Consider the following 19,879-nt stretch of genomic DNA (forward strand, 5'->3'; position numbering starts at 1 on the left):
ACGACCGATGGTCGCCGGGGCCCTCTCGTTCGTCGTGGTGGGCGTCAGCCGTGCGTCGCCTGCACGGCGCGCAGCCGCGCGAGCACCTGATCCTTCAGCTGCTCGGGCGCCGTCTCGGTGCACGCCTGCTTGAGCGCCAGCGTCAGCTGCACGCCGACGGTGTGCTCGTCGGCGCAGTCGGTGCACCCGTCGAGGTGCGCGCGGATGTCCGCGGCGTCCTCGCTGCACAGCTCGGCGTGCAGGTACTCCTCGAGCTCGGCCTTCGCCTTCTCGCAACCGCAGTCGCCCATCAGCGCTTCTCCCCTGCTTTCATGCCCTGCTCGCGGGCGTAGTCCGCCAGCAGCTCGCGGAGCTGACGCCTGCCTCGGTGCAGGCGGCTCATCACGGTGCCGACGGGCGTCTTCATGATCTCCGCCGTCTCGGCGTACGACATGCCCTCGACGTCGACCCAGTAGACGACCATGCGGAAGTCGTCGGGGATCGACTGCAGGGCGTCGCGCACGACGCCGGCGGGCATCCGGTCGATCGCCTCGGCCTCGGCCGACCGCGACCGCGTGGCCGTCGTCGACTCACCGACGCCGATCTGCCAGTCCTCGAGATCGTCGAGCGGCGCCTCGTACGGCTGCCGCTGCTTCTTGCGGTACTGGTTGATGTAGGTGTTCGTCTGGATGCGGTACAGCCAGGCACGCAGGTTGGTGCCGGGCGTGAAGGAGCCACGGGCGGCGTACGCCTTCGCGTACGTCTCCTGCACCAGGTCTGCCGCATCCTGCGGGTTGCGCGTCATGCGCATCGCGGCCGCGTACAGCTGGTCGGTGTACTCGAGGGCCTCGGCGATGAACGCGTCGGAGTCGTCTGCCATCGGCGACGATGATACGCGCGTCAGCACGCTTGTCCCGGTCATGCACCCTCCCCTTCGTAGGATGGAACCGATGATCCCGACGCCGCATTCCCGCGCGTGGGCGGCGCCGATGGCGTCCGGCCCGCTCGATGCCGTCGTGCATCTGCCCGGCTCGAAGTCGCTGACGAACCGCGAGCTCGTGCTCGCGGCGCTCGCCGACGGGCCAGGCACGCTGCACGCTCCGCTGCATTCGCGCGACTCCGCGCTCATGGTCGAGGCGCTGCGCGCGATGGGCGTCGGCGTCGAGGAGGTGGGTTCCGGGCCGTTCGGCCCCGACCTGCGGGTGACGCCGGGTGCGGCGCTGCGCGGCGCATCCGTCGACTGCGGCCTCGCAGGCACGGTCATGCGATTCCTGCCCGTCGTCGCGGCGCTCGCCACGGGCGCCGTCGACTTCGACGGCGACCCGCATGCGCGCCTGCGCCCGAACGCGACGACGATCGAGGCGCTGCGCGGCCTCGGCGTGCGCGTCGACGACGGCGGCACGGGCACGATGCCGTTCACGGTGCACGGCACGGGATCCGTGCGCGGCGGCGAGCTGCGCATCGACGCGAGCGCCTCGAGCCAGTTCGTCTCGGCGCTGCTGCTCGCCGCGCCCCGCTTCGAGCTGGGACTCACGCTGCGGCACACGGGCGAGCGCCTGCCCTCGCTGCCGCACGTCGACATGACGATCGCGACGCTGCGAGCGCGCGGCGTCAACGCGTCGTCGCCCGAGCCGGGCACGTGGCGCGTCGAGCCCGGCCCCATCGCCGCAGCCGACGTCGCGATCGAGCCCGACCTGTCGAACGCGGCACCCTTCCTCGCCGCGGCGCTCGTGGCCGGCGGCCGCGTCACCGTGGCGGGCTGGCCGGCCTCGACGACGCAGGTCGGCGCCGAGCTGCCGGGCCTCCTGACGCGCCTGGGCGCGTCCGTGTCGATCGAGGGCGATCGCTGCACGGTCGACGGCGCGGCGGGCGTCGCCGCGGCGCCACTGGTGGGAGGCACGATCGACATGGCGCACGCGGGCGAGCTGTCGCCGACGATCGCGGCGCTCGGCGTCTTCGCCGACGCTCCGCTCACCATCACGGGCATCGGCCACATCCGCGGCCACGAGACCGACCGCATCGACGCGCTCGTCGACGACCTCGCGCTGCTGGGCGGCGCGGCGTCCGGCGACGCCGACTCCATCACGGTGCAGCCGGCGGCGCTGCACGGCGGCACGTGGGCGGCGTACGCCGACCACCGCATCGCGACCGCCGGCGCCCTGCTGGGCCTCGCCGTCTCGGGCGTCGAGGTCGACGACATCGGCGCGACGGCGAAGACGATCCCCGAGTTCCCGCAGCTCTGGCAGCGGATGCTCGACGCGACGGATGCACCGTGAGCTGGCTCACGGACGAGCCCGACGAGGGCTGGGAGGCGTACGACGAGGGGTCGGTGCGCGAGCGCCCCAACCCGAAGGCGAACAAGCCGCGCACGAAGACGCGCCCCGAGCACGCCGACTCGGTCGACGGCTTCGTCACCGCGGTCGACCGCGGCCGCTACACGGTCGTCGTGCGCGACGGCACGCCCGACGAGGCGACCATCACGTCGACGCGAGCCCGCGAGCTGCGCAAGCAGGCGATCGTCGCGGGCGACCGCGTCGACGTCGTGGGCGACACGTCGGGCGACGAGGGCACGCTCGCGCGCATCGTGCGCATCCAGCCGCGCACGACGGTGCTGCGCCGCTCGGCCGACGACACCGACGAGTTCGAGCGCGTCATCGTGGCGAACGCCGACCTCATGCTCATGGTCGTCGCGGCGCGCGACCCCGAGCCTCGGCCGCGGCTCGTGCACCGCTACCTCGTGGCTGCGTACGACGCCGGCATCACGCCGATCCTCGTGGTGACGAAGACCGACCTCGCCGACCCCGCTCCCCTGCTCGCGCACTTCGACGGCCTCGACATCGAGACGTGGCGCTCGCGCTCGGACGACCCGCCGGCCGAGGCGCTGCGCGAGCGGCTCGACGGCCACGTGACGGTCGCGGTCGGCCACTCGGGCGTCGGCAAGTCCACGCTCGTCAACGCGCTCGTGCCCGCGGCCGGACGCGCCGTCGGCCACGTGAACGCCGTCACGGGCCGCGGGCGGCACACCTCGTCGTCGACGCAGTCGTACCGGCTCGGCTCCGGGTGGGTCATCGACACCCCGGGCGTGCGCTCCTTCGGCCTCGGGCACATCGACGTCGCGTCGATCCTGAAGGCGTTCCCCGACATTCAGGCCGCGAGCGACCGCTGCCCGCGCGGCTGCACGCACCTCGCCGACGCGCCCGACTGCGCCATCCAGGAGGCGGCCGACCGCGGCGAGCTCGACGGCACGCGCGTCGAGAGCGTGCAGGGCCTGCTCGCCACGCTCACCGTCGAGGACCGGTGGTGACCGGCTGGGCGGGCGCATAGCGCGCGCTGACAGGATCGAGGGGTGACGACCGCCTCGCCCGCCGCATCCCGTTCGCCGTTCGCATCGCCGCATGCGCTCTTCCGCGTCGTCGCGATCGCCGAGGCGATCTCGTGGACGCTGCTGCTCGGCGGGCTCGCGCTGCGCGCCGCCCTCGACCTCTCGATCGCGGTCTCGATCGGCGGCGGCGTGCACGGCTTCGTCTTCCTCGCGTACGCGGCGACGGCCGTGCTCATGACGATCCACCAGCGCTGGGGCGCGGGTGCGGCGATCGTCGCGATCGCGAGCGCCGTCGTGCCGTACGCCACGATCCCCACCGAGCGCTGGCTGCGCCGCAGCGGCCGACTCGACGGCCCGTGGAGGCTCGAGCAGACCGACGATCCGCGCGATCGCCGCCCCCTCGACCGGCTCGTGCGCACGCTGCTGCGCCACCCGGTGGCGTTCGGCCTCGCCGCCGTCGCGCTCGTGGCGATCGTCTTCACGATCCTGCTCGTCGTCGGCCCGCCCGGCGGCCGCTGAGCGGCGGCCGGGCAGGCGGCGCTCACGTAGCCTGGATGCCGTGAGCCACGCCGACGACCTCGCCCTCGCCCTCCGCATCGCCGACGCCGCCGACGCGATCTCGATGGATCGCTTCCGTGCGTCCGACCTGCACGTGTCGACGAAGCCGGATGCGACGCACGTGACCGACGCCGACCAGGCCGTCGAGGCGCGCATCCGCGAGCTCGTCGCCGAGGCGCGCCCGGGCGATGCCTTCTTCGGCGAGGAGACGGGCACGACGGGCGACAGCACGAGGCAGTGGATCGTCGACCCCATCGACGGCACGGCCCACTTCCTGCGCGGCGCTCCCGTGTGGGCGACGCTCATCGCCCTCGTCATCGATGGCGAGGTCGTCGTGGGCGTGTGCTCGATGCCCGCGCTCGGGCGGCGCTGGTGGGCGGCGCGCGGCGAGGGCGCCTGGTCGTCGCCGGGCGAGCAGCGGCTGCGCGTCTCCGCGCTCGACACGCTCGCCGACGCCGCGATCTCCTACAACTCGATCCAGGGCTGGGATGGCGCCGGTCGCCTCGACGACCTCGTCGCCCTGCAGCGCGACGTGTGGCGCGCCCGCTCGTACGGCGACGCGTGGAGCTACATGCTGCTCGCCGAGGGCGCCCTCGACGCCGTGGGCGAGCTCGACCTCAAGCCCTACGACATGGCGGCGCTCGTGCCCATCGTCGAGGAGGCCGGGGGTCGCTTCACGTCGCTCGACGGGCTCGAGGGGCCGTGGCACGGCACGGCGCTCGCGACGAACGGCGTGCTGCACGACGAGCTGCTGCGGCGCCTCGCTCGCTGAGACGCCCGCACCTCACGCGCCGTCGTGCGCGCGCTCGAGCGCGGCGACGTCGATCCTGCGCATCTGCATGAGCGCCTGCGTCACGGCGCCGGCGTTCGGCCCCGACATCAGCCGCCCCATCGTCGAGGGCACGATCTGCCACGACAGGCCGAATCGATCGACGAGCCAGCCGCACTGGCTCTCGCGTCCGCCGCCCTCGAGCAGCGCATCCCACAGCCGGTCGATCTCGGCCTGCCCCTCGACCTCGAGCACGAGCGACACGACCTCGGTCAGCGGGAACTGCGGCCCGCCGTTCAGCAGCGTCACCTGATGCCCGCCGATCGTGAGGTCGACCGTGAGGGCCTGCCCGCCCATGCCGCCCGGGAACGCGGCGTCGTCTGGGTACCTGCTCGTGTGCAGGATCTCGCTGCCGGGCACGAGCGACGCGTACAGCGCCGCGGCGGCCTCGATGTCACCGTCGAACCAGATGGACGTCGCGACCCTCGTCATGGTCGCCCCCTTCCCGTGAGACACGCATGCGCTCGCGAGCGTACGCCGCACGACGGCGGCGCGGCTAGGGTCGAGGGCATGCGCGAGATCTCCGTGGACGCCATCGCCTCCGACACCGCCGTGCCCGTCGTCGACGTCCGCGAGCAGGACGAATGGGATGCGGGGCACGTGCCCCACGCCATCCACATCCCCATGGGCGAGGTCGTCGAGCGCCTCGACGAGGTGCCCGACGGCGCCGCCATCATCTGCCACTCGGGCGGGCGCTCGGCGCGCGTCGTGCAGTACCTCGAGTCGCAGGGCCGCGTCGCGGCGAACGTCGTCGGCGGCACGTCGGCCTGGATCGCCGCCGGGCACGACGTCGCCCGCTGACGACCTGCGAGCACGACGAAGGGCCGCAGGCGATCGCCTGCGGCCCTTCGTGGGCTCCTCGCGCGTGACACGCACCGACGGTGGTGGAGATGGGGGGAATCGAACCCCCGTCCATCGCTCGGACCGTGCGGCTTCTCCGAGTGCAGTCTGAGATTCTTCGTTCTGCTCGGCCCCTACCTTTGCCCCAGACACCTAGGTAGACAGGCCCAGTCACAGTTCGAGTCCCGCGAGTCCCTGTGACGCAGGCTCGCAGCAAGCCCCCTAGATGACGCCGAGGTCCAGGGCAGGGGCAGACCTGGTTCGACGGACTTCAGGCTCGCTTAGGCAGCGAGGGCGAAGTCGGTGCGCTTGGAGTTGGCACCTATGGTTTTCCAGGGATCGTTGACGAGATGACCCTGGGTCCTCGACTCGCTTCCCGCAGCGACTGAGGCGATGTCGAAACCGATCATCCCCGCGCTGCGGTGCGTGTCACGCGCTGTGGAGTTGTCAATCCGCCGCGAGCCTCGCGACCTGCGGCAGCCCTCCATCCTACGTGGAGAGCGTGCGTGGGGCAACGTGCGCGGCGTCCGCCCTCAGCCGAAGAGCAGCTCGGCCTCGCGGTAGCGGTGCTCGGGCACGACCTTCAGCGAGCCGAGCGCGTCGGCGAACGGCACGCGCACGACGTCGGTGCCGCGCAGCGACACCATCTGCCCCCACGCCTGCTCGTGGACGGCCTCGATGGCTGCGAGCCCGAAGCGCGTGGCCAGCACGCGGTCGGCACCCGTCGGCGCCCCGCCGCGCTGGATGTGACCCAGCACCGTCGAGCGCGACTCGATGCCCGTGCGGGCCTCGATCTCGGGGGTGATGAGCTCGGAGATGCCGCCGAGCCGCGGGCGGTTGAAGGCGTCGAGGCCCTTGTGCGAGTGCGCCTCCTCCATGCCCTCGAGGCGGAACCCCTCCGACACGACGATGAGCGGCGCGCGACGGCGGTCGTACACCTGCTGCGCCCAGTCGCAGATCTCGTCGATCGAGCGCGGCTGCTCGGGGATGAGGATGGCGTGGGCGCCGACGGCCATGCCGGCGTGCAGCGCGATCCAGCCGACGTGGCGGCCCATGACCTCGAGCACCATGCAGCGCATGTGCGAGTCGCCGGTCGTGCGCAGACGGTCGCCCGCCTCGGTCGCGATCTGCACGGCCGTGTCGAAGCCGAACGTGTAGTCGGTGGCGTCGAGGTCGTTGTCGATCGTCTTCGGCACGCCCACGATCGGGATGCCGGCGTCGCTGAGGCGCTTGCCCGCGGCGAGCGTGCCCTCGCCGCCGATCGCGAGCACGGCGTCGATGCCGAGTCGCTCCATCGTCGCTGCGATGTTCACGGGGCCGCCGGCGTCGCCCTCGAAGGGGTTCGTGCGGCTCGTGCCGAGGATCGTGCCGCCGACGCGCGAGATGCCGCGGACCGACGAGCGGTTCAGCACGCGCACGTCGCCCGCGACGAGGCCGCGCCAGCCGTCGCGGATGCCCACGAACTCGTGCCCGTGCTGCTTGATGCCGCCGAGCACGGCTGCTCGGATGACGGCGTTGAGTCCGGGGCAGTCGCCGCCGGACGTCAGGATCCCGATGCGCATGTCGCTCGCTTCCTCGTCGGTACCGTCCCATCCTCGCGTGCGCATGCGCGCGTGTCGAACCGGGCACCTCTCCCCATCGCGTGCGCTCGGCGCCGTGCATAGCCTGGGAGGCATCCGGTCGCACGCGCGCGGCCGCGAGCGCGAGGATGGAGTGCTGCATGGTCGACGAGCGCGTGCCCGGGCCGAGCCCGGCGTACGACCCGTTCCAGGGCACGCCGTCGGTGCCGCAGCAGCGTCACGAGCCGGCCGCGACGTCGCCGCCCACGCACCCGCAGCCCGCCCCTCCCGTGCGCAACGCCGACGGCTCCTGGACGGTCGAGGTGCACGCGCCCGAGGACGCAGCGCCCTCCCCCGCCTACCCGGCGCCGCGGCAGCCCATCGCGGCCGTGAGCGTCCCTCGGCGGTCGGTGCAGCCGCAGCCCGCTGCGGCGGCGCCCCGACCGCCGCGTGGCGGCCGCCGGGTCGGCCTCGTGCTCGGCATCGCGATCCCCGCGGCCGTGCTCGCGCTCGGCGGCGTCGCGGCTGCGATCGTCGTGCCCGGCGTGCTGCTCGACCGCGACGCGCAGGCTGCGGCCGACGCGTACGCGCAGGAGCAGGCGGCGTGGGAGTCGACCTTCTCCGATGCGGCGCTGCAGCCCTTCGCCGAGCTCGACACGGCCGCGTTCGACGCCGCGCTCCTCGACGTCGCCGCCACCGTCGGATCCGGCTCGTACGCCGAGAGCGCCGCCGATGCCGGGGCGCTGCAGACGGCGTGCGACGCGATGTCCGGCCTCGACGTGCAGGCGGCCATGCTGACGACCGCGCCGCCCGCGCTGCGCGTGGTCGAGGGTGGAGCGCGCAACGCCGCCTACGCCGCCGCGAGCGCCGACGCAGCGGCGTCGCAGGCGGCCTTCGCCGCCTCCACGACCTTCGCGACCGACGTCGCCGGCTCCTTCGACGCCATCGGCGGCGGCTGCGCGCTCGTCCTCGCGCAGGCGCAGGCGCATGCCGACTTCGCGGGCGCGCACCAGGCCCTCCTCGCCACGCTCACGCTGCCGACGAACGGCACCGAGCGCCTCGACCTCGACGCCGGCCGGTGGATCGAGTTCACATGCCTCTCGCCGGAGGGCTGCGCGTCGTTCGTCGACCGCGCCGCTCGAGCGACGACCGGCGACGCCTGGGACGCCGCCTACGTCGTCTACGAGCAGGCGATGGCGCAGACCTACCGCGACCACTGCCCCACCGCCGACCTCCGGACCGCATGCGACGCGTGGGCGTCGATGCACGACCGGTCGGCGGAGCTCGCGTCGGCCGTCGGCCAGGCCTACCGCGAGGAGGACGTCGCAGGAGGCGCCGCGTCCGGCGCCGACGCCTCGCCCGCGCCGGACCTCGTCGCAGCGGTCGACGCGTACGTCGCCGGCACGGACGCGGGCGTCGCGACCGCGCGGCAGGCGACGGCCGAGGCCACGGGCTCGCAGACCATGCTCCAGGCCGTCGACGGCATCGTGGGCACCGAGGCGCAGTCCATCCGCGACGCGGCCGCCGCCATCCGCGGCTGAGCGCCGAGCGTCGAGCGCGCTACTCGCCCATGCGGTTGCGGGTGCGCATGGCGCGATCCGCCTCGCGCTTGTCCTGCCGCTCGCGCAGGGTCTGACGCTTGTCGTACTCGCGCTTGCCCTTCGCGACCGCGAGCTCGACCTTCGCGCGCCCGTCGAGGAAGTACAGCGACAGCGGCACGAGCGTGTAGCCGCCCTGCGACACCGCAGCCTGCAGCCTCTCGATCTGGTGCCTGTGCAGCAGCAGCTTGCGCTTGCGACGCGGCGGGTGGTTCGTCCAGGTGCCCTGGCCGTACTCGGGGATGTGCACGGCGTCGAGCCATGCCTCGCCACGGTCGACGTACGCGTAGCCGTCGACGAGCGACGCGCGCCCCGCGCGCAGCGACTTCACCTCGGTGCCGGTGAGCACGAGGCCCGCCTCGTAGCGGTCCTCGATCGTGTAGTCGTGCCGCGCCTTCTTGTTCTGGGCGACGACCTTCTGACCCTGCTCGCGTGCCATGATCGCCTCCTCGTCTTCCGGATCCGGGCAGCCGCTCAGCCTAGCACGCGGGCCGGCGGCGCCGACGCGTCAGACCTTGAGGTAGCGCCGGATCGCGACCGCGGCCGCGAGGCCCGCGAAGAGCACGCCGAAGCCGACGAGCCCCGGGGCCACAAGCAGCGCGTCGTCGAGCGACACCACCGCGACGGTGCGCAGCGTCTGCGCGACGTAGCCCTGCAGCACGCCCTGCACGAGCGCGACGATCGCGCCGGCGGCGAGCAGCGATCCCACGAGCGCCGCCGTGACGCCCTCGAGGATGAACGGCGTCTGGATGAACCGGTTCGACGCACCCACGAGGCGCATGATCCCGAGCTCCCGCCGCCTCGAGAACGCGGAGAGGCGGATGGTGGTCGAGATGAGCAGCACGGCGGCGACGAGCATGAGCACGGCGATGCCGACGGCGGCGAGGCTCGCGGTGTTGAGCACGGAGAAGATCGGGTCGAGCAGCGCACGCTGGTCGCGCACCTCGAGCACGCCGGGCAGGCCCGCGGTCGCCTCGGCGATGACGTCGGCGTCGGCGGGCGTCACGGGGCTCACCCACAACGCCTCGTTCATCGTCTCGGCCGTCGCGAACTCGGCGGTCGTCGTGCCGCCGAACTGCTCGATGAAGCGCGCGTACGCGGCGTCGCGATCCTCGAACTCGACGCCGTCGACGTACTGCGCGACCGCGGGCGCGCCGAGGGCGTCCTCGGCCGCCTGGATCTGCTCGGGCGTCGCCGCCGCCTGCGAGCACGTCTCGGTCTGGTCGATGTCGTTGCAGAAGTACACCGCCACCTGGGCGCGGTCGTACCAGAAGCCCTTCATCTGCGTGATCTGCATCTGCAGCAGCACCGCCGCGCCGACGAACGTCAGCGAGATGAACGTCACGAGCACGACGGCGACCGCCATCGACATGTTGCGCCGCAGCCCCGTCCAGACCTCCTGCAGGACGAGCGCGACCCTCATCGTGCGGCCCCGAGGCTCGTGGGCTCGGACACGATGGGCACGGGCGACGTCGTCGCGTACGAGCCGACGAGCTCGTCGCGCATGACGCGGCCGGCGTCGAGCTCGACGACGCGCTTCTGCATGGCGTCGACGATCGACGAGTCGTGCGTCGCCATGACGACGGTGGTGCCGCTCTCGTTGATGCGGGCGAGCAGCGCCATGATGCCGGCGCTCGTCGCAGGGTCGAGGTTGCCCGTCGGCTCGTCGGCCAGCAGGATCGGCGGCTTGTTCACGACGGCGCGCGCGATGGCGACGCGCTGCTGCTCGCCGCCCGAGAGCTCGTGCGGGAGCCTGCTCTGCTTGCCCGCGAGGCCGACGATCTTCAGCACGTCGGGCACGGCCTCGGAGATGAACCCGCGGCTCTTGCCGAGCACCTGCAGCGTGAAGGCCACGTTCTCGAAGACGGTCTTCGAGCGCAGGAGCCGGAAGTCCTGGAAGACGACGCCGAGGTTGCGGCGGAAGTAGGGCACCTTGCGGCTCGGGATGGAGCGGAGGCGCTGGCCGAGCACGTGGATCTCGCCGCGCGACGGCTGCTCCTCGCGGAGGACCATGCGGATGAGCGTCGACTTGCCGGAGCCCGAGGCGCCGACGAGGAACACGAACTCGCCCTTCGCCACCTCGAGGGAGACGTCGGTGAGCGCCGCCCGCGCCGAGCGGGGGTAGGTCTTGGAGACCGCGTCGAACCGGATCACCCGTCGAGGCTACGTCCGCACCCGCCCCGATCCACGCCACCGCTGCGGCGCGGCGCGGATGCGCTCCGCTGTCGCGTCAGCGCTGCGCGCGCCACTGCGCGATGCGACCCGTGGCCTGCGCGAGCCCGAGGATGCCGACGTGCGTGCGCTCGGACTGGCCCCAGTGGCTGCGCTCGTAGAGCTCGTGGCGCGCGCCGAAGCCGGTGCCGATCGCATCCCACAGCGCACCCATGACCTCGAGGCGCTCGACGGCGTCGGTGCCGCCCGAGCCGCGCAGCAGCGGCGCGAGCCCGGGATGCGCGTCGAGGGCGTCGGCCGGGATCGGCAGGTGCGCGAGGCCGGAGGCGACCGCCGTCTCGAGGGTGACCCGCATGCGGCTGTACGCGTCGGGCGCGTACGCGGCGAAGGCGAGCGCCGGCTCGACGCCCGGCCCCCAGGCGCGGCCGCCCTCGAGGTCTTCGTCGCCCACCGGCGCGGCCTGCTCGATCATCGCGTCGCGCATGCCCGCGACCACGTGTCGGAACGCGATGACCTCGCCGAGCGCGGCCTGCACGCCGCGGATCGACGCGGTGCCCATGATCTCGGTCGCGCGCACGGCGAGCTGCGCGATCCACTCGAGCTTCGCCTCGAGCCGCGTCGCCGACTGGAACGCGAGCCGGGCGTTCCATCCGACCGCACCGCGATTGTGGCCGAGCATCGTCTCGGCGTCGCGGATGAGCACGTCGCCCCACGGCACGAGCACGTCGTCGAGGACGACGAGCGCGTCGTGCTCGGCGAAGCGGGTCGCGAGGGGCTGGTCGGGGCGCGCGGGCGTGCCGCGCGTGTAGAGCCGCAGCCCCTCGGCGCCGACGGGCACCGTGCACGCGATGGCGAAGCCGTCGTCGCGCACCTCGCCGCCGAAGTGCGACACCAGCAGGCGCTGCGAGGTCGCGGCACCGGTGACGACGGCCTTCGCGCCGCGCAGCACGAGGCCATCCGACCTCTCGCGCACGACGTGCAGCACGATGTCGCCCACCTCGTCGGGCGGCAGGTCGCGGTCGACCGGCGGGTTCACGAGCGCCTGCGCATGGTGCGTGACGTCGCGCTGGTGCGCCGCGAGGGTCCCGCGCACCGCGTCGGCCCGCTCGCCGTAGAACGAGGCGTGCGCGCCCATCGACGTCAGCACCGAGGCCAGCGTCTCGGGCGTACGCCCGAGCCATCCGTGCGTCGTGCGCTGCCAGGCGCGGATGGCCTCGCGCTGCGCGCGCAGATCGTCCCTCGACCGAGGGATCGCCGAGAAGGCATGCGTGCGCAGCCCCTCCGGGGTCGTCGCGAGCAGCACGTCGGCGTCGGCGCCGTGCAGCGCGTCGTAGAGGCCGGCGATCGTCGCCGCCGTGCCTGCGAACGCGGGATGCTCGGCGACGGATGCGACGGGCACGCCGTCGTGGACGACCGCACGACCGTCGGCGAGCGACGCGAGGTACGCGGCTCCGGTCTGCGGCCCGTCGGTCACGAGTCGGCCTGCTCCTGCTGCTGCTGCTTGCGCCAGCGGATGCCGGCTGCGATGAAGCCGTCGAGGTCGCCGTCGAACACGTTGGTCGGGTTCGACACCTCGTGCTCCGTGCGGAGGTCCTTGACCATCTGGTACGGCGCGAGCACGTACGAGCGCATCTGGTCGCCCCACGACGCCGTGATGGTGCCCGCGAGCTCCTTCTTGCGCGCGGCCTCCTCCTCGCGCTGCAGCAGCATGAGGCGCGACTGCAGCACGCGCATGGCGGCGGCGCGGTTCTGGATCTGCGACTTCTCGTTCTGCATCGAGACGACGAGGCCCGTGGGGAGATGCGTGATGCGCACGGCGGAGTCGGTGGTGTTGACCGACTGCCCGCCGGGGCCCGACGAGCGGAAGACGTCGACGCGGATGTCGTTCTCGGGCACGTCGACCTCGTCGACCTGGTCGAAGAGGGGGACGACCTCGACGGCGGCGAACGACGTCTGCCGCTTGCCAGCGGCACCGAACGGGCTCATGCGCACGAGACGGTGCGTGCCCGCCTCGACCGACAGGTTGCCGAACGCGTAGGGCGCGTCGACCTCGAACGAGGCCGACTTGATGCCCGCCTCCTCGGCGTACGACGTGTCGTACACGCGCACACTCATGCCGTGCTGCTCGGCGTAGCGCAGGTACATGCGCAGCAGCATCTCGGCGAAGTCGGAGGCGTCGACGCCGCCGGCGCCCGCGCGGATCGTGACGACGGCGGGCAGCTCGTCGAACTCGCCGTCGAGCAGCGTCTGCACCTCCATCTCGGAGACGGTCCGCTGCAGGGCGACGAGCTCCTTGCGCGCCTCGACGCGCGAGTCCTCGTCGTCCTCCTCGTTCGCGAGCTCCGCGAGCACCTCGAGGTCGTCGATGCGGCTCGCGACCTCGCCGATGCGCTTGAGGCGCGACTGGCGGTGGCTCAGCGCGGTCGTGACCTGCTGCGCCTTCGCCGGGTCGTCCCAGATGTCGGGGGCGCCTGCCTGCTCGCTGAGCTCGGCGATCTCGCGCTCGAGGCGCGGGAGGTCGGCGACGGCGGCGATGTCGGAGTGGGTGCTGCGCAGATCGGCGATCTCGCCGGCGATGTCGAGGTCGGCCATGATCGCTCAGCCTACCGAGCACGGCGGCCGCAGCGGGGCCGTCGCGCGTGCATGCGGCGGACAATGCGCCGCGCGCTACGATTCGACTCGCATGGACCACCTCACCCGCGACCTCGTCGCCATCGCCCCGGCCGGTCACGGCCCGTCGGGCGGCTCTGCCGTCGTCGGCATCGCATGACGAGCGTCTCGAGCGGCGTCCGCGACACCGCCACCGCCACGGCGCACGCGAAGGCGATCCTCGTCGGGGAGCACTCCGTCGTCCACGGCGCGCCGGCGATCGCCACGCCGCTCGACGCCCTCACCATCACGGCGACCGCCGCGCGCTCGCGCGGCGCCCACTCGACGCTCACGACCGACGACTACACGGGCACCCTCGACGATGCGCCCGAGGGGCTCGCGCCCACCGTCGCGGCCGTGCGGCTCGCGATGGAGCACGTGCACGCAGCGCCGCTCGACGTCGAGGTGCGCAACGAGGTGCCGCTCTCGGCCGGCCTCGGCTCGAGCGCCGCGACCGCGGCTGCCATCGTGCGCGCGATCGCGGGCTGCGCGGAGGTCGAGCTCGACGAGCCCACGCTCCACGCCCTCGTGCACCAGGCCGAGCAGGTCGCGCACGGCACGCCCTCGGGCCTCGACGCGCGCACCGTCGTGGCGCCCGGACCCATCTGGTTCCAGTCCGGCGCATCGAGGCCCCTGCCGGTCGGCGCACCCGTGACGCTCGTGGTGGCCGACTCGGGCTCGCGCGGCTCGACGCGCGAGATGGTCGCGCACGTGCAGCACCTGCGCCGCACCGAGCACGAGCACGTCGAGCAGGCGATCGCCACGCTCACGCAGGTCGTGCACGACTTCGCCGACGGCCTCGAGCGCGGCGACGTCGACGCGCTCGGCACCGCGATGTCGACGGCCCACGCGCAGCTGCGAGGCCTCGGGGTCAGCACCCCGCACCTCGATACGCTCGTCGAGGCCGCGATGGCCGCGGGCTCCGCAGGCGCGAAGCTCACGGGCGGCGGCGGCGGCGGATGCGTGCTCGCGCTCGCCCGCACCGCCGACGACGCCCCCGCCATCGCGGCTGCGCTGCGTGCCGCCGGGGCCCGAGCGACGTGGACGGCGACGGTGGAGACGACATGACGCACGCGGTGGTCAGGCAGGCGACGGCGGTGGCGCACCCGAACATCGCGCTCGTGAAGTACTGGGGCAAGCGCGACGCAGCGCTGAACCTGCCCGCGACGGGCAGCCTGTCCATGACGCTCGACGTCTTCCCCACCTCCACGACCGTCACGGTCGACGGGTCGCTCGACGCCGACGCCCTCGAGCTCGACGGCGAGGAGCTCTCGGGCACCCCGCTCGACCGCGTCGCGCGCTTCCTCGACCTCGTGCGCGCGCTCGCGGGCGCGACCGACAAGGCCCGAGTCGTCACGACGAACGCCGTGCCGACCGGTGCGGGCCTCGCCTCGTCGGCCTCGGGCTTCGCCGCCCTCGCCGTCGCCGCATCCGCCGCCTACGGGCTCGACCTCTCGCCGCGCGACCTCTCGCGCCTCGCACGCCGCGGCTCGGGCTCCGCCTCGCGGTCGCTCGTCTCCGGCGTCGCCGTGTGGCACGCGGGCGACGGCGACGACACGTCGTTCGCCGAGGCGACCGAGGCCCCCGACATGGCGATGGTCATCGCGACGGTCGAGGAGCGCGAGAAGCCCATCTCGAGCCGCGCAGCGATGGTGCGCACCGCCGAGACGTCGCCGTTCTTCCCCGCCTGGGTGAGCGACACCGCCGCGACGCTCGACCGCATGGTCGACGCGTGCGCCGCGCACGACCTCGACCTCGTGGGGCGCATCGCCGAGACGAACGCGCTGCGCATGCACGCGCTCATCCAGTCGTGCGACCCGCCGATCCGCTACCTCACGGGTGCGAGCCTCGCCGTGCTCGACCGCGTCGAGGCGCTGCGCGCCGCGGGCACGCTCGCCTACTCGACGATCGACGCGGGCCCGAACGTCGTCGTGCTGTGCGCGCCGGCCGACGCCGAGCGCATCGCCGCCGAGCTGGCCGACGTCGCCTCCACCGTCGTCGCCAGGCCCGGCCCCGGCGCACGCCTCGTGGAGACGACCGCGTGATCACGACGCGCGCGCCCGGCAAGCTCTTCGTCGCCGGCGAGTACGCGGTCGTCGAGCCCGGCCAGCCCTCGGTGCTCGTCGCCGTCGACCGCTTCCTCACCGTCTCCGTCGACCAGTCGGATGCGTTCGGCCAGGTGCACTCCGAGGCCTACGGGCAGCTGCCCATCACGTGGACGCGCGACGCGACGGGCGTGCGCATCGACCGCAAGACGCCGTACGACTACGTGCTCGCGACGATCACGCTCGTCGACCGCCTCCGGGCCGAGCTCGGCAGGCGCGACTCGTTCTTCGACCTGCGCATCGCGAGCGAGCTCGACGACCGCGGCGGGCGCAAGTTCGGCCTCGGCTCGTCGGCGGCGGTCACCGTCGCGACCGTCGCGGCGCTCGACGAGTTCTTCGAGCTGCGGCTCACGGCCATGGAGCGCTTCCGCCTCGCGATGCTCGCCACGGTCTCGGTCGTGCCGACCGCGTCGGGCGGCGACCTCGCGGCATCCACGTTCGGCGGCTGGATCGGCTACTCCTCCCCCGACCGCGCCGCGCTCGTGCGCAGGCTGCGCGAGTCGAGGTCGATCGGCGAGCTGCTCGCCGAGCCGTGGGAGGGTCTCAGCGTCACGCGCATCGAGCCGCCCGCATCCGCTCGCCTGCTCGTGGGGTGGACGGGCGCGCCCGCGTCGACCGAGCGGCTCGTCGATCGCGTGCTCGTCATGCGCGGCGCCGGCTCGCAGGTGCACCGCGACTTCCTGGCCGCGAGCCGCGACCAGGTGAGCCTGCTCACCGGCGCGCTGCAGGCCGACGACGTGCCCACGGCGCTCGACGCTATCCGTTCGTGCCGACTGCTGCTGCGCGAGCTCGGCGCCGCCGCCGGCATCGACATCGAGACCGACCGGCTGCGGAGGCTCTGCGACGCCGCCGAGCGCGCCGGCGCCGCCGCGAAGCCCTCGGGCGCGGGCGGTGGCGACTGCGGCATCGCGCTCGCCCCACCCGACGCCGACGTGCAGGGCATGCACCGCGCCTGGGAGGCGGACGACGTGCGCCACCTGACGCTGTCGGTCACGCCGCCGCGGAGCGACGTCGATGGGTGAGCGCAAGGACGACCACGTCCGCATCGCGCTCGAGCATGAGCGCGACCGTCGCGGGCGGCCGAACGAGCTCGACGACGTCGAGCTCGTGCACCACGCGCTCGACGGCATCGACCCCGCGCGCGTGGGCCTCGACGTGCGCCTGGGGCCCTTCGCGTGGCCGGCGCCGCTCTACGTCAACGGCATGACGGGCGGCACGGCGATGACGGGCGACGTCAACCGCACGCTCGCGATCGCCGCGCGCGAGGCGAACGTGCCCATCGCCTCCGGATCGGTGTCGATCGCGCTCGACGACCCGTCGCGCGCGCCGTGGTTCCGCGTGCTGCGCGACGAGCATCCGCACGGCTTCGTCATGGCCAACGTCGGTGCCGATCGCTCGGCCGACGACGCGCGCCGCGCCGTCGACCTGCTCGACGCCGACGCGCTGCAGGTGCACCTGAACGCCGCGCAGGAGCTCGTGATGCCGGAGGGCTCCACGCGCTTCGAGTCGTGGGCGCGCTCGATCGCCGCGATCTGCGAGGCGGTCGACGTCCCCGTCGTCGTCAAGGAGGTCGGCGCGGGCCTGTCGGGACGCACCGTCGCGCGGCTGCGAGACCTCGGCGTCGCCGTCGCCGACGTCGGCGGCGTGGGCGGCACCGACTTCGTCGCCGTCGAGAACGACCGCCGCGAGGCGCGCGACTACGCATACCTGGCTGGCTGGGGGCTCTCGACGCCCGCGTGCCTGCTCGACGCCTCGGGCGCAGGGCTGCCGCTCCTCGCCTCCGGCGGCATCCGGCACCCGCTCGACGTCGTGCGCGCGCTCGCCCTCGGCGCTGGCGCCGTCGGCGTCGCGAGCCGCTTCCTCGCCGTCGCGGTCGAGGGCGGCGAGGATGCCCTCGTCGCCGAGCTGGGCCGCTGGCTCACCCAGGTCCGTGCGATCCTGGGGCTCGTGGGCGCCGCCACCCCAGCCGACGCCGTGCACGCCGACGTGCTCGTGCGCGGTCGGCTGCGCGAGCTCGCCGAGCTGCGCGGCATCGACGTGACGACCCTGGCGCGACGCCGCGCCGCCGCCGACGGAGACATCGCATGACCGACTTCACGCCCATCCCCACCTCGTGGGTCGGGCCCATCCGCGTCTCGGGCGACGCCGTCGCCGGCGAGGTCTCGGTGCCGCTCGCCACCTACGAGTCGCCCCTGTGGCCCTCGGTGGGGCGCGGCGCACGCATCTCGAGGCAGGTCGAGGGCGGCATCCACGTGACCGTGGTCGACGAGCGCATGACGCGATCGATCCTGCTGCGCGCCGACGACGCCGCGACGGCCGTCGCCGCGAGCCGCGCCATCGTCGACCGCATCGACGACCTGCGGATGATCGTCGAGGCGCAGAGCAGGTTCGCGCGACTGCTCGACATCCACACCGAGGTCGTCGGCAGCCTGCTGTTCGTGCGCTTCGCGTTCGCGACGGGCGACGCATCCGGCCACAACATGGCGACGGGCGCCGCCGAGTCGCTCATCGACGCGATCCTCGCGTTCGCGCCCGAGCTCGAGTACGGCTCGATCTCGGGCAACTGGTGCTCCGACAAGAAGGCCACGGCCGTCAACGGCCTGCTGGGCAGGGGCCGCTCCGTCGTCGCCGACATCCTCATCCCCCGCGACCTCGTCGAGACGGGTCTGCGCACCACGCCCGAGCGCCTCGAGCGACTCAACACGGGCAAGAACCTCGTCGGCTCGACGATCGCGGGCGCCCTGCGCTCGGCGAACGCGCACTACGCCAACATGCTGCTCGGCTTCTACCTCGCGACCGGCCAGGACGCCGCGAACATCGTCGAGGGCTCGCAGGGCATCACGTACGTCGAGGCTCGCGAGGCTGGCGCGTACTTCTCGTGCACGATGCCGAACCTCATCGTCGGCACCGTCGGCAACGGCAAGGGCGGCGGCCTGCCCGTCGTCGAGGACGCGCTGCAGCGGCTCGGGTGCCGCTCGGGCGGCGAGCCCGGCGCCGACGCACGGCGCCTCGCCGCGCTGATCGGCGCGACCGTGCTGTGCGGCGAGCTGTCGCTGCTGGCAGCGCAGACCAATCCGGGAGAGCTCATGGCGACGCATCGCCTGCTGGAGCGTGGAGAGCGGAGGACGGCATGAGCGTCGGCATCGATGACATCCAGATCGCGACGGGGCACCATGTGCTCGACCTGTCGCTGCTCGCGGAGGCTCGCGGCATCGACCCCGCGAAGCTGTCGATCGGGCTCGGGCAGCTCGCGATGAGCGTGCTGGCTCCCGACGAGGACATCGTGACGATGGCTGCGGCCGCCGCCGCGCCGATCGTCGAGCGCGTCGACGCGAGCCGCATCCGCTCGGTGCTCGTCGCGACCGAGTCGGGCGTCGACCAGTCGAAGGCGGCAGGCGTGTTCGTGCACCGCCTCCTCGACCTGCCGTCGACGACGCGCGTCGTCGAGCTGAAGCAGGCCTGCTACGGCGGCATCGCCGGCGTGCAGCTCGCCGCCGACCAGGTGGCGCGCCGTCCCGACGACCTGGCGCTCGTGATCGCGACCGACGTCGCGCGCTACGACGTGGCATCCGCCGCCGAGCCCACGCAGGGCGCCGGCGCCGTCGCGATGCTCGTGTCGGCCGACCCGCGCCTCGTCGAGCTCGACGTCGTGAGCGGCCTGCACACGGTCGACGTCGACGACTTCTGGCGCCCGAACGACCGCACGACGGCCATCGTCGACGGCCGCCTGTCGACGACGGCGTACCTCGACTCGCTCACGGGCGCGTGGCACGACCTCGTCGCCCGCGGCGGCCGGCCCCTGGCCGAGCTGCAGCACCTGCTGTACCACCAGCCGTTCACCGGCATGGCGCGCAAGGCGCACGCCCGGCTCGCCGAGACGACGGGCGTCGAGCTGCCGCCGCTCGACCCGGGCGCGACCGAGGTGGGCGCGAGGCTCGGCAACGCGTACTCGGCGTCGCTGCCGGGTGCCCTCGCGGGCCTGCTCGAGTCGGGCGACCGCTCGGGCGCGGGCGTTGGCATGTTCTCGTACGGCTCCGGATCCGTCGGCGAGTGGATGACGGGCGTCGTCCGGGCGGACGCCGGCGTGCACGATGCCGGCGTGCGTCGTGCGCTCGACGGCCGGGAGCCGGTCGACGTCGCGGCGTACGAGCGGCTGCACGCCGAGCACTCGGCGTCGAGCGACGACCGCGAGCTGCCGCGCGTCACGACGGGCCCGTTCCGCATGGCGGGCGTCGCGGGTGGTGCGCGCAGGTACGAGCGCGTCTGAG

General features: G+C 73.5%; 21 protein-coding genes and 1 other RNA gene. 12 read left to right on the top strand and 10 right to left on the bottom strand.

Annotation, left to right across the window (positions count from 1 at the left end; translation table 11 throughout):
- Positions 1-44 precede the first annotated feature (44 nt).
- Together ACFQPP_RS07920 and ACFQPP_RS07925 are read right to left on the bottom strand one after the other, a co-directional pair.
- Positions 45-290, bottom strand: coding sequence for a zf-HC2 domain-containing protein (locus tag ACFQPP_RS07920; RefSeq protein WP_376916022.1), 246 nt, complete (start codon positions 288-290; stop codon positions 45-47).
- Positions 290-859: a sigma-70 family RNA polymerase sigma factor gene (locus ACFQPP_RS07925; RefSeq protein ID WP_376916023.1), complete on the bottom strand. Its 570-nt coding sequence runs from the start codon at positions 857-859 to the stop codon at positions 290-292. The genes ACFQPP_RS07920 and ACFQPP_RS07925 overlap by 1 nt, the downstream gene beginning before the upstream one ends.
- A 70-nt stretch (positions 860-929) precedes the next feature.
- On the opposite strand from ACFQPP_RS07925, the gene aroA reads away from it, so the two are divergent.
- The 4 genes from aroA to ACFQPP_RS07945 are packed head-to-tail and all read left to right on the top strand — an operon-like array spanning position 930 to position 4,631.
- Complete coding sequence (gene aroA, locus ACFQPP_RS07930; RefSeq protein WP_376916024.1) at positions 930-2,255, top strand: 3-phosphoshikimate 1-carboxyvinyltransferase; 1,326 nt, start codon at positions 930-932, stop codon at positions 2,253-2,255.
- Positions 2,252-3,283, top strand: coding sequence for a ribosome small subunit-dependent GTPase A (gene rsgA, locus ACFQPP_RS07935; protein WP_376916025.1), 1,032 nt, complete (start codon positions 2,252-2,254; stop codon positions 3,281-3,283). Before aroA ends, rsgA begins: the two co-directional genes overlap by 4 nt.
- A 42-nt stretch (positions 3,284-3,325) precedes the next feature.
- A complete protein-coding gene (locus tag ACFQPP_RS07940) occupies positions 3,326-3,820 on the top strand; it encodes a DUF3817 domain-containing protein (RefSeq protein WP_376916026.1) in 495 nt (164 codons plus the stop codon).
- 40 nt (positions 3,821-3,860) lie between these two features.
- Positions 3,861-4,631 (top strand): inositol monophosphatase family protein, encoded by a 771-nt coding sequence (locus ACFQPP_RS07945; protein WP_376916027.1) that lies wholly within the window; start codon positions 3,861-3,863, stop codon positions 4,629-4,631.
- A gap of 12 nt (positions 4,632-4,643) precedes the next feature.
- Here the strand turns inward: ACFQPP_RS07945 and ACFQPP_RS07950 are convergent, their stop codons facing one another.
- Positions 4,644-5,120, bottom strand: a complete 477-nt coding sequence (locus ACFQPP_RS07950) for a VOC family protein (protein ID WP_376916028.1) — start codon at positions 5,118-5,120, stop codon at positions 4,644-4,646.
- A 78-nt stretch (positions 5,121-5,198) separates the two neighbouring features.
- Here ACFQPP_RS07950 and ACFQPP_RS07955 point away from each other — a divergent pair, with 78 nt between their 5' ends.
- Entirely contained in the window at positions 5,199-5,489 is a 291-nt protein-coding gene (locus tag ACFQPP_RS07955) for a rhodanese-like domain-containing protein (protein WP_376916029.1), read from the top strand.
- Positions 5,490-5,570: 81 nt separating this feature from the next.
- Here ACFQPP_RS07955 and ssrA read toward each other — a convergent pair.
- Positions 5,571-5,942, bottom strand: a transfer-messenger RNA (tmRNA) gene (gene ssrA, locus ACFQPP_RS07960).
- Positions 5,943-6,061: 119 nt separating this feature from the next.
- Positions 6,062-7,090 carry a 6-phosphofructokinase gene (locus ACFQPP_RS07965; RefSeq protein ID WP_376916030.1) on the bottom strand — a complete coding sequence of 343 codons (1,029 nt, stop codon included), beginning with the start codon at positions 7,088-7,090 and terminating at the stop codon, positions 6,062-6,064.
- A 158-nt stretch (positions 7,091-7,248) separates the two neighbouring features.
- On the opposite strand from ACFQPP_RS07965, the gene ACFQPP_RS07970 reads away from it, so the two are divergent.
- The gene (locus tag ACFQPP_RS07970) at positions 7,249-8,628 is read left to right on the top strand and encodes a hypothetical protein (RefSeq protein ID WP_376916031.1); all 1,380 of its coding nucleotides are present in this window, start codon (positions 7,249-7,251) and stop codon (positions 8,626-8,628) included.
- Between the two features lie 19 nt (positions 8,629-8,647).
- Here ACFQPP_RS07970 and smpB read toward each other — a convergent pair whose 3' ends face one another.
- From smpB to prfB, 5 genes are all read right to left on the bottom strand, one after another.
- Complete coding sequence (gene smpB, locus ACFQPP_RS07975) at positions 8,648-9,124, bottom strand: SsrA-binding protein SmpB (protein ID WP_376916032.1); 477 nt, start codon at positions 9,122-9,124, stop codon at positions 8,648-8,650.
- Between the two features lie 69 nt (positions 9,125-9,193).
- Complete coding sequence (ftsX, locus tag ACFQPP_RS07980) at positions 9,194-10,108, bottom strand: permease-like cell division protein FtsX (protein ID WP_376916033.1); 915 nt, start codon at positions 10,106-10,108, stop codon at positions 9,194-9,196.
- Entirely contained in the window at positions 10,105-10,839 is a 735-nt protein-coding gene (gene ftsE, locus ACFQPP_RS07985; RefSeq protein WP_376916034.1) for a cell division ATP-binding protein FtsE, read from the bottom strand. The genes ftsX and ftsE overlap by 4 nt, the downstream gene beginning before the upstream one ends.
- A 76-nt stretch (positions 10,840-10,915) precedes the next feature.
- Positions 10,916-12,331: a 4-hydroxyphenylacetate 3-hydroxylase N-terminal domain-containing protein gene (locus ACFQPP_RS07990; RefSeq protein ID WP_376916035.1), complete on the bottom strand. Its 1,416-nt coding sequence runs from the start codon at positions 12,329-12,331 to the stop codon at positions 10,916-10,918.
- Positions 12,328-13,449: a peptide chain release factor 2 gene (prfB, locus tag ACFQPP_RS07995; protein ID WP_376916036.1), complete on the bottom strand. Its 1,122-nt coding sequence runs from the start codon at positions 13,447-13,449 to the stop codon at positions 12,328-12,330. Before prfB ends, ACFQPP_RS07990 begins: the two co-directional genes overlap by 4 nt.
- A gap of 174 nt (positions 13,450-13,623) precedes the next feature.
- Here prfB and mvk point away from each other — a divergent pair, with 174 nt between their 5' ends.
- Genes mvk through ACFQPP_RS08025 form a run of 6 tightly spaced genes read left to right on the top strand, consistent with a single transcriptional unit; the run spans position 13,624 to position 19,878 of the window.
- Positions 13,624-14,574 carry a mevalonate kinase gene (gene mvk, locus ACFQPP_RS08000; protein WP_376916037.1) on the top strand — a complete coding sequence of 317 codons (951 nt, stop codon included), beginning with the start codon at positions 13,624-13,626 and terminating at the stop codon, positions 14,572-14,574.
- The gene (gene mvaD, locus ACFQPP_RS08005) at positions 14,571-15,551 is read left to right on the top strand and encodes a diphosphomevalonate decarboxylase (protein WP_376916038.1); all 981 of its coding nucleotides are present in this window, start codon (positions 14,571-14,573) and stop codon (positions 15,549-15,551) included. The genes mvk and mvaD overlap by 4 nt, the downstream gene beginning before the upstream one ends.
- Entirely contained in the window at positions 15,548-16,633 is a 1,086-nt protein-coding gene (locus tag ACFQPP_RS08010) for a phosphomevalonate kinase (RefSeq protein ID WP_376916039.1), read from the top strand. The genes mvaD and ACFQPP_RS08010 overlap by 4 nt, the downstream gene beginning before the upstream one ends.
- Positions 16,626-17,699 (top strand): type 2 isopentenyl-diphosphate Delta-isomerase, encoded by a 1,074-nt coding sequence (gene fni, locus ACFQPP_RS08015; protein ID WP_376916040.1) that lies wholly within the window; start codon positions 16,626-16,628, stop codon positions 17,697-17,699. Before ACFQPP_RS08010 ends, fni begins: the two co-directional genes overlap by 8 nt.
- Complete coding sequence (locus tag ACFQPP_RS08020) at positions 17,696-18,745, top strand: hydroxymethylglutaryl-CoA reductase (RefSeq protein ID WP_376916041.1); 1,050 nt, start codon at positions 17,696-17,698, stop codon at positions 18,743-18,745. Before fni ends, ACFQPP_RS08020 begins: the two co-directional genes overlap by 4 nt.
- Positions 18,742-19,878: a hydroxymethylglutaryl-CoA synthase gene (locus ACFQPP_RS08025; protein ID WP_376916042.1), complete on the top strand. Its 1,137-nt coding sequence runs from the start codon at positions 18,742-18,744 to the stop codon at positions 19,876-19,878. Before ACFQPP_RS08020 ends, ACFQPP_RS08025 begins: the two co-directional genes overlap by 4 nt.
- Position 19,879: the final 1 nt, after the last annotated feature.

Source organism: Agrococcus sp. GCM10030265 (genome assembly GCF_042666675.1).
Taxonomy (GTDB): Bacteria; Actinomycetota; Actinomycetes; order Actinomycetales; family Microbacteriaceae; genus Agrococcus.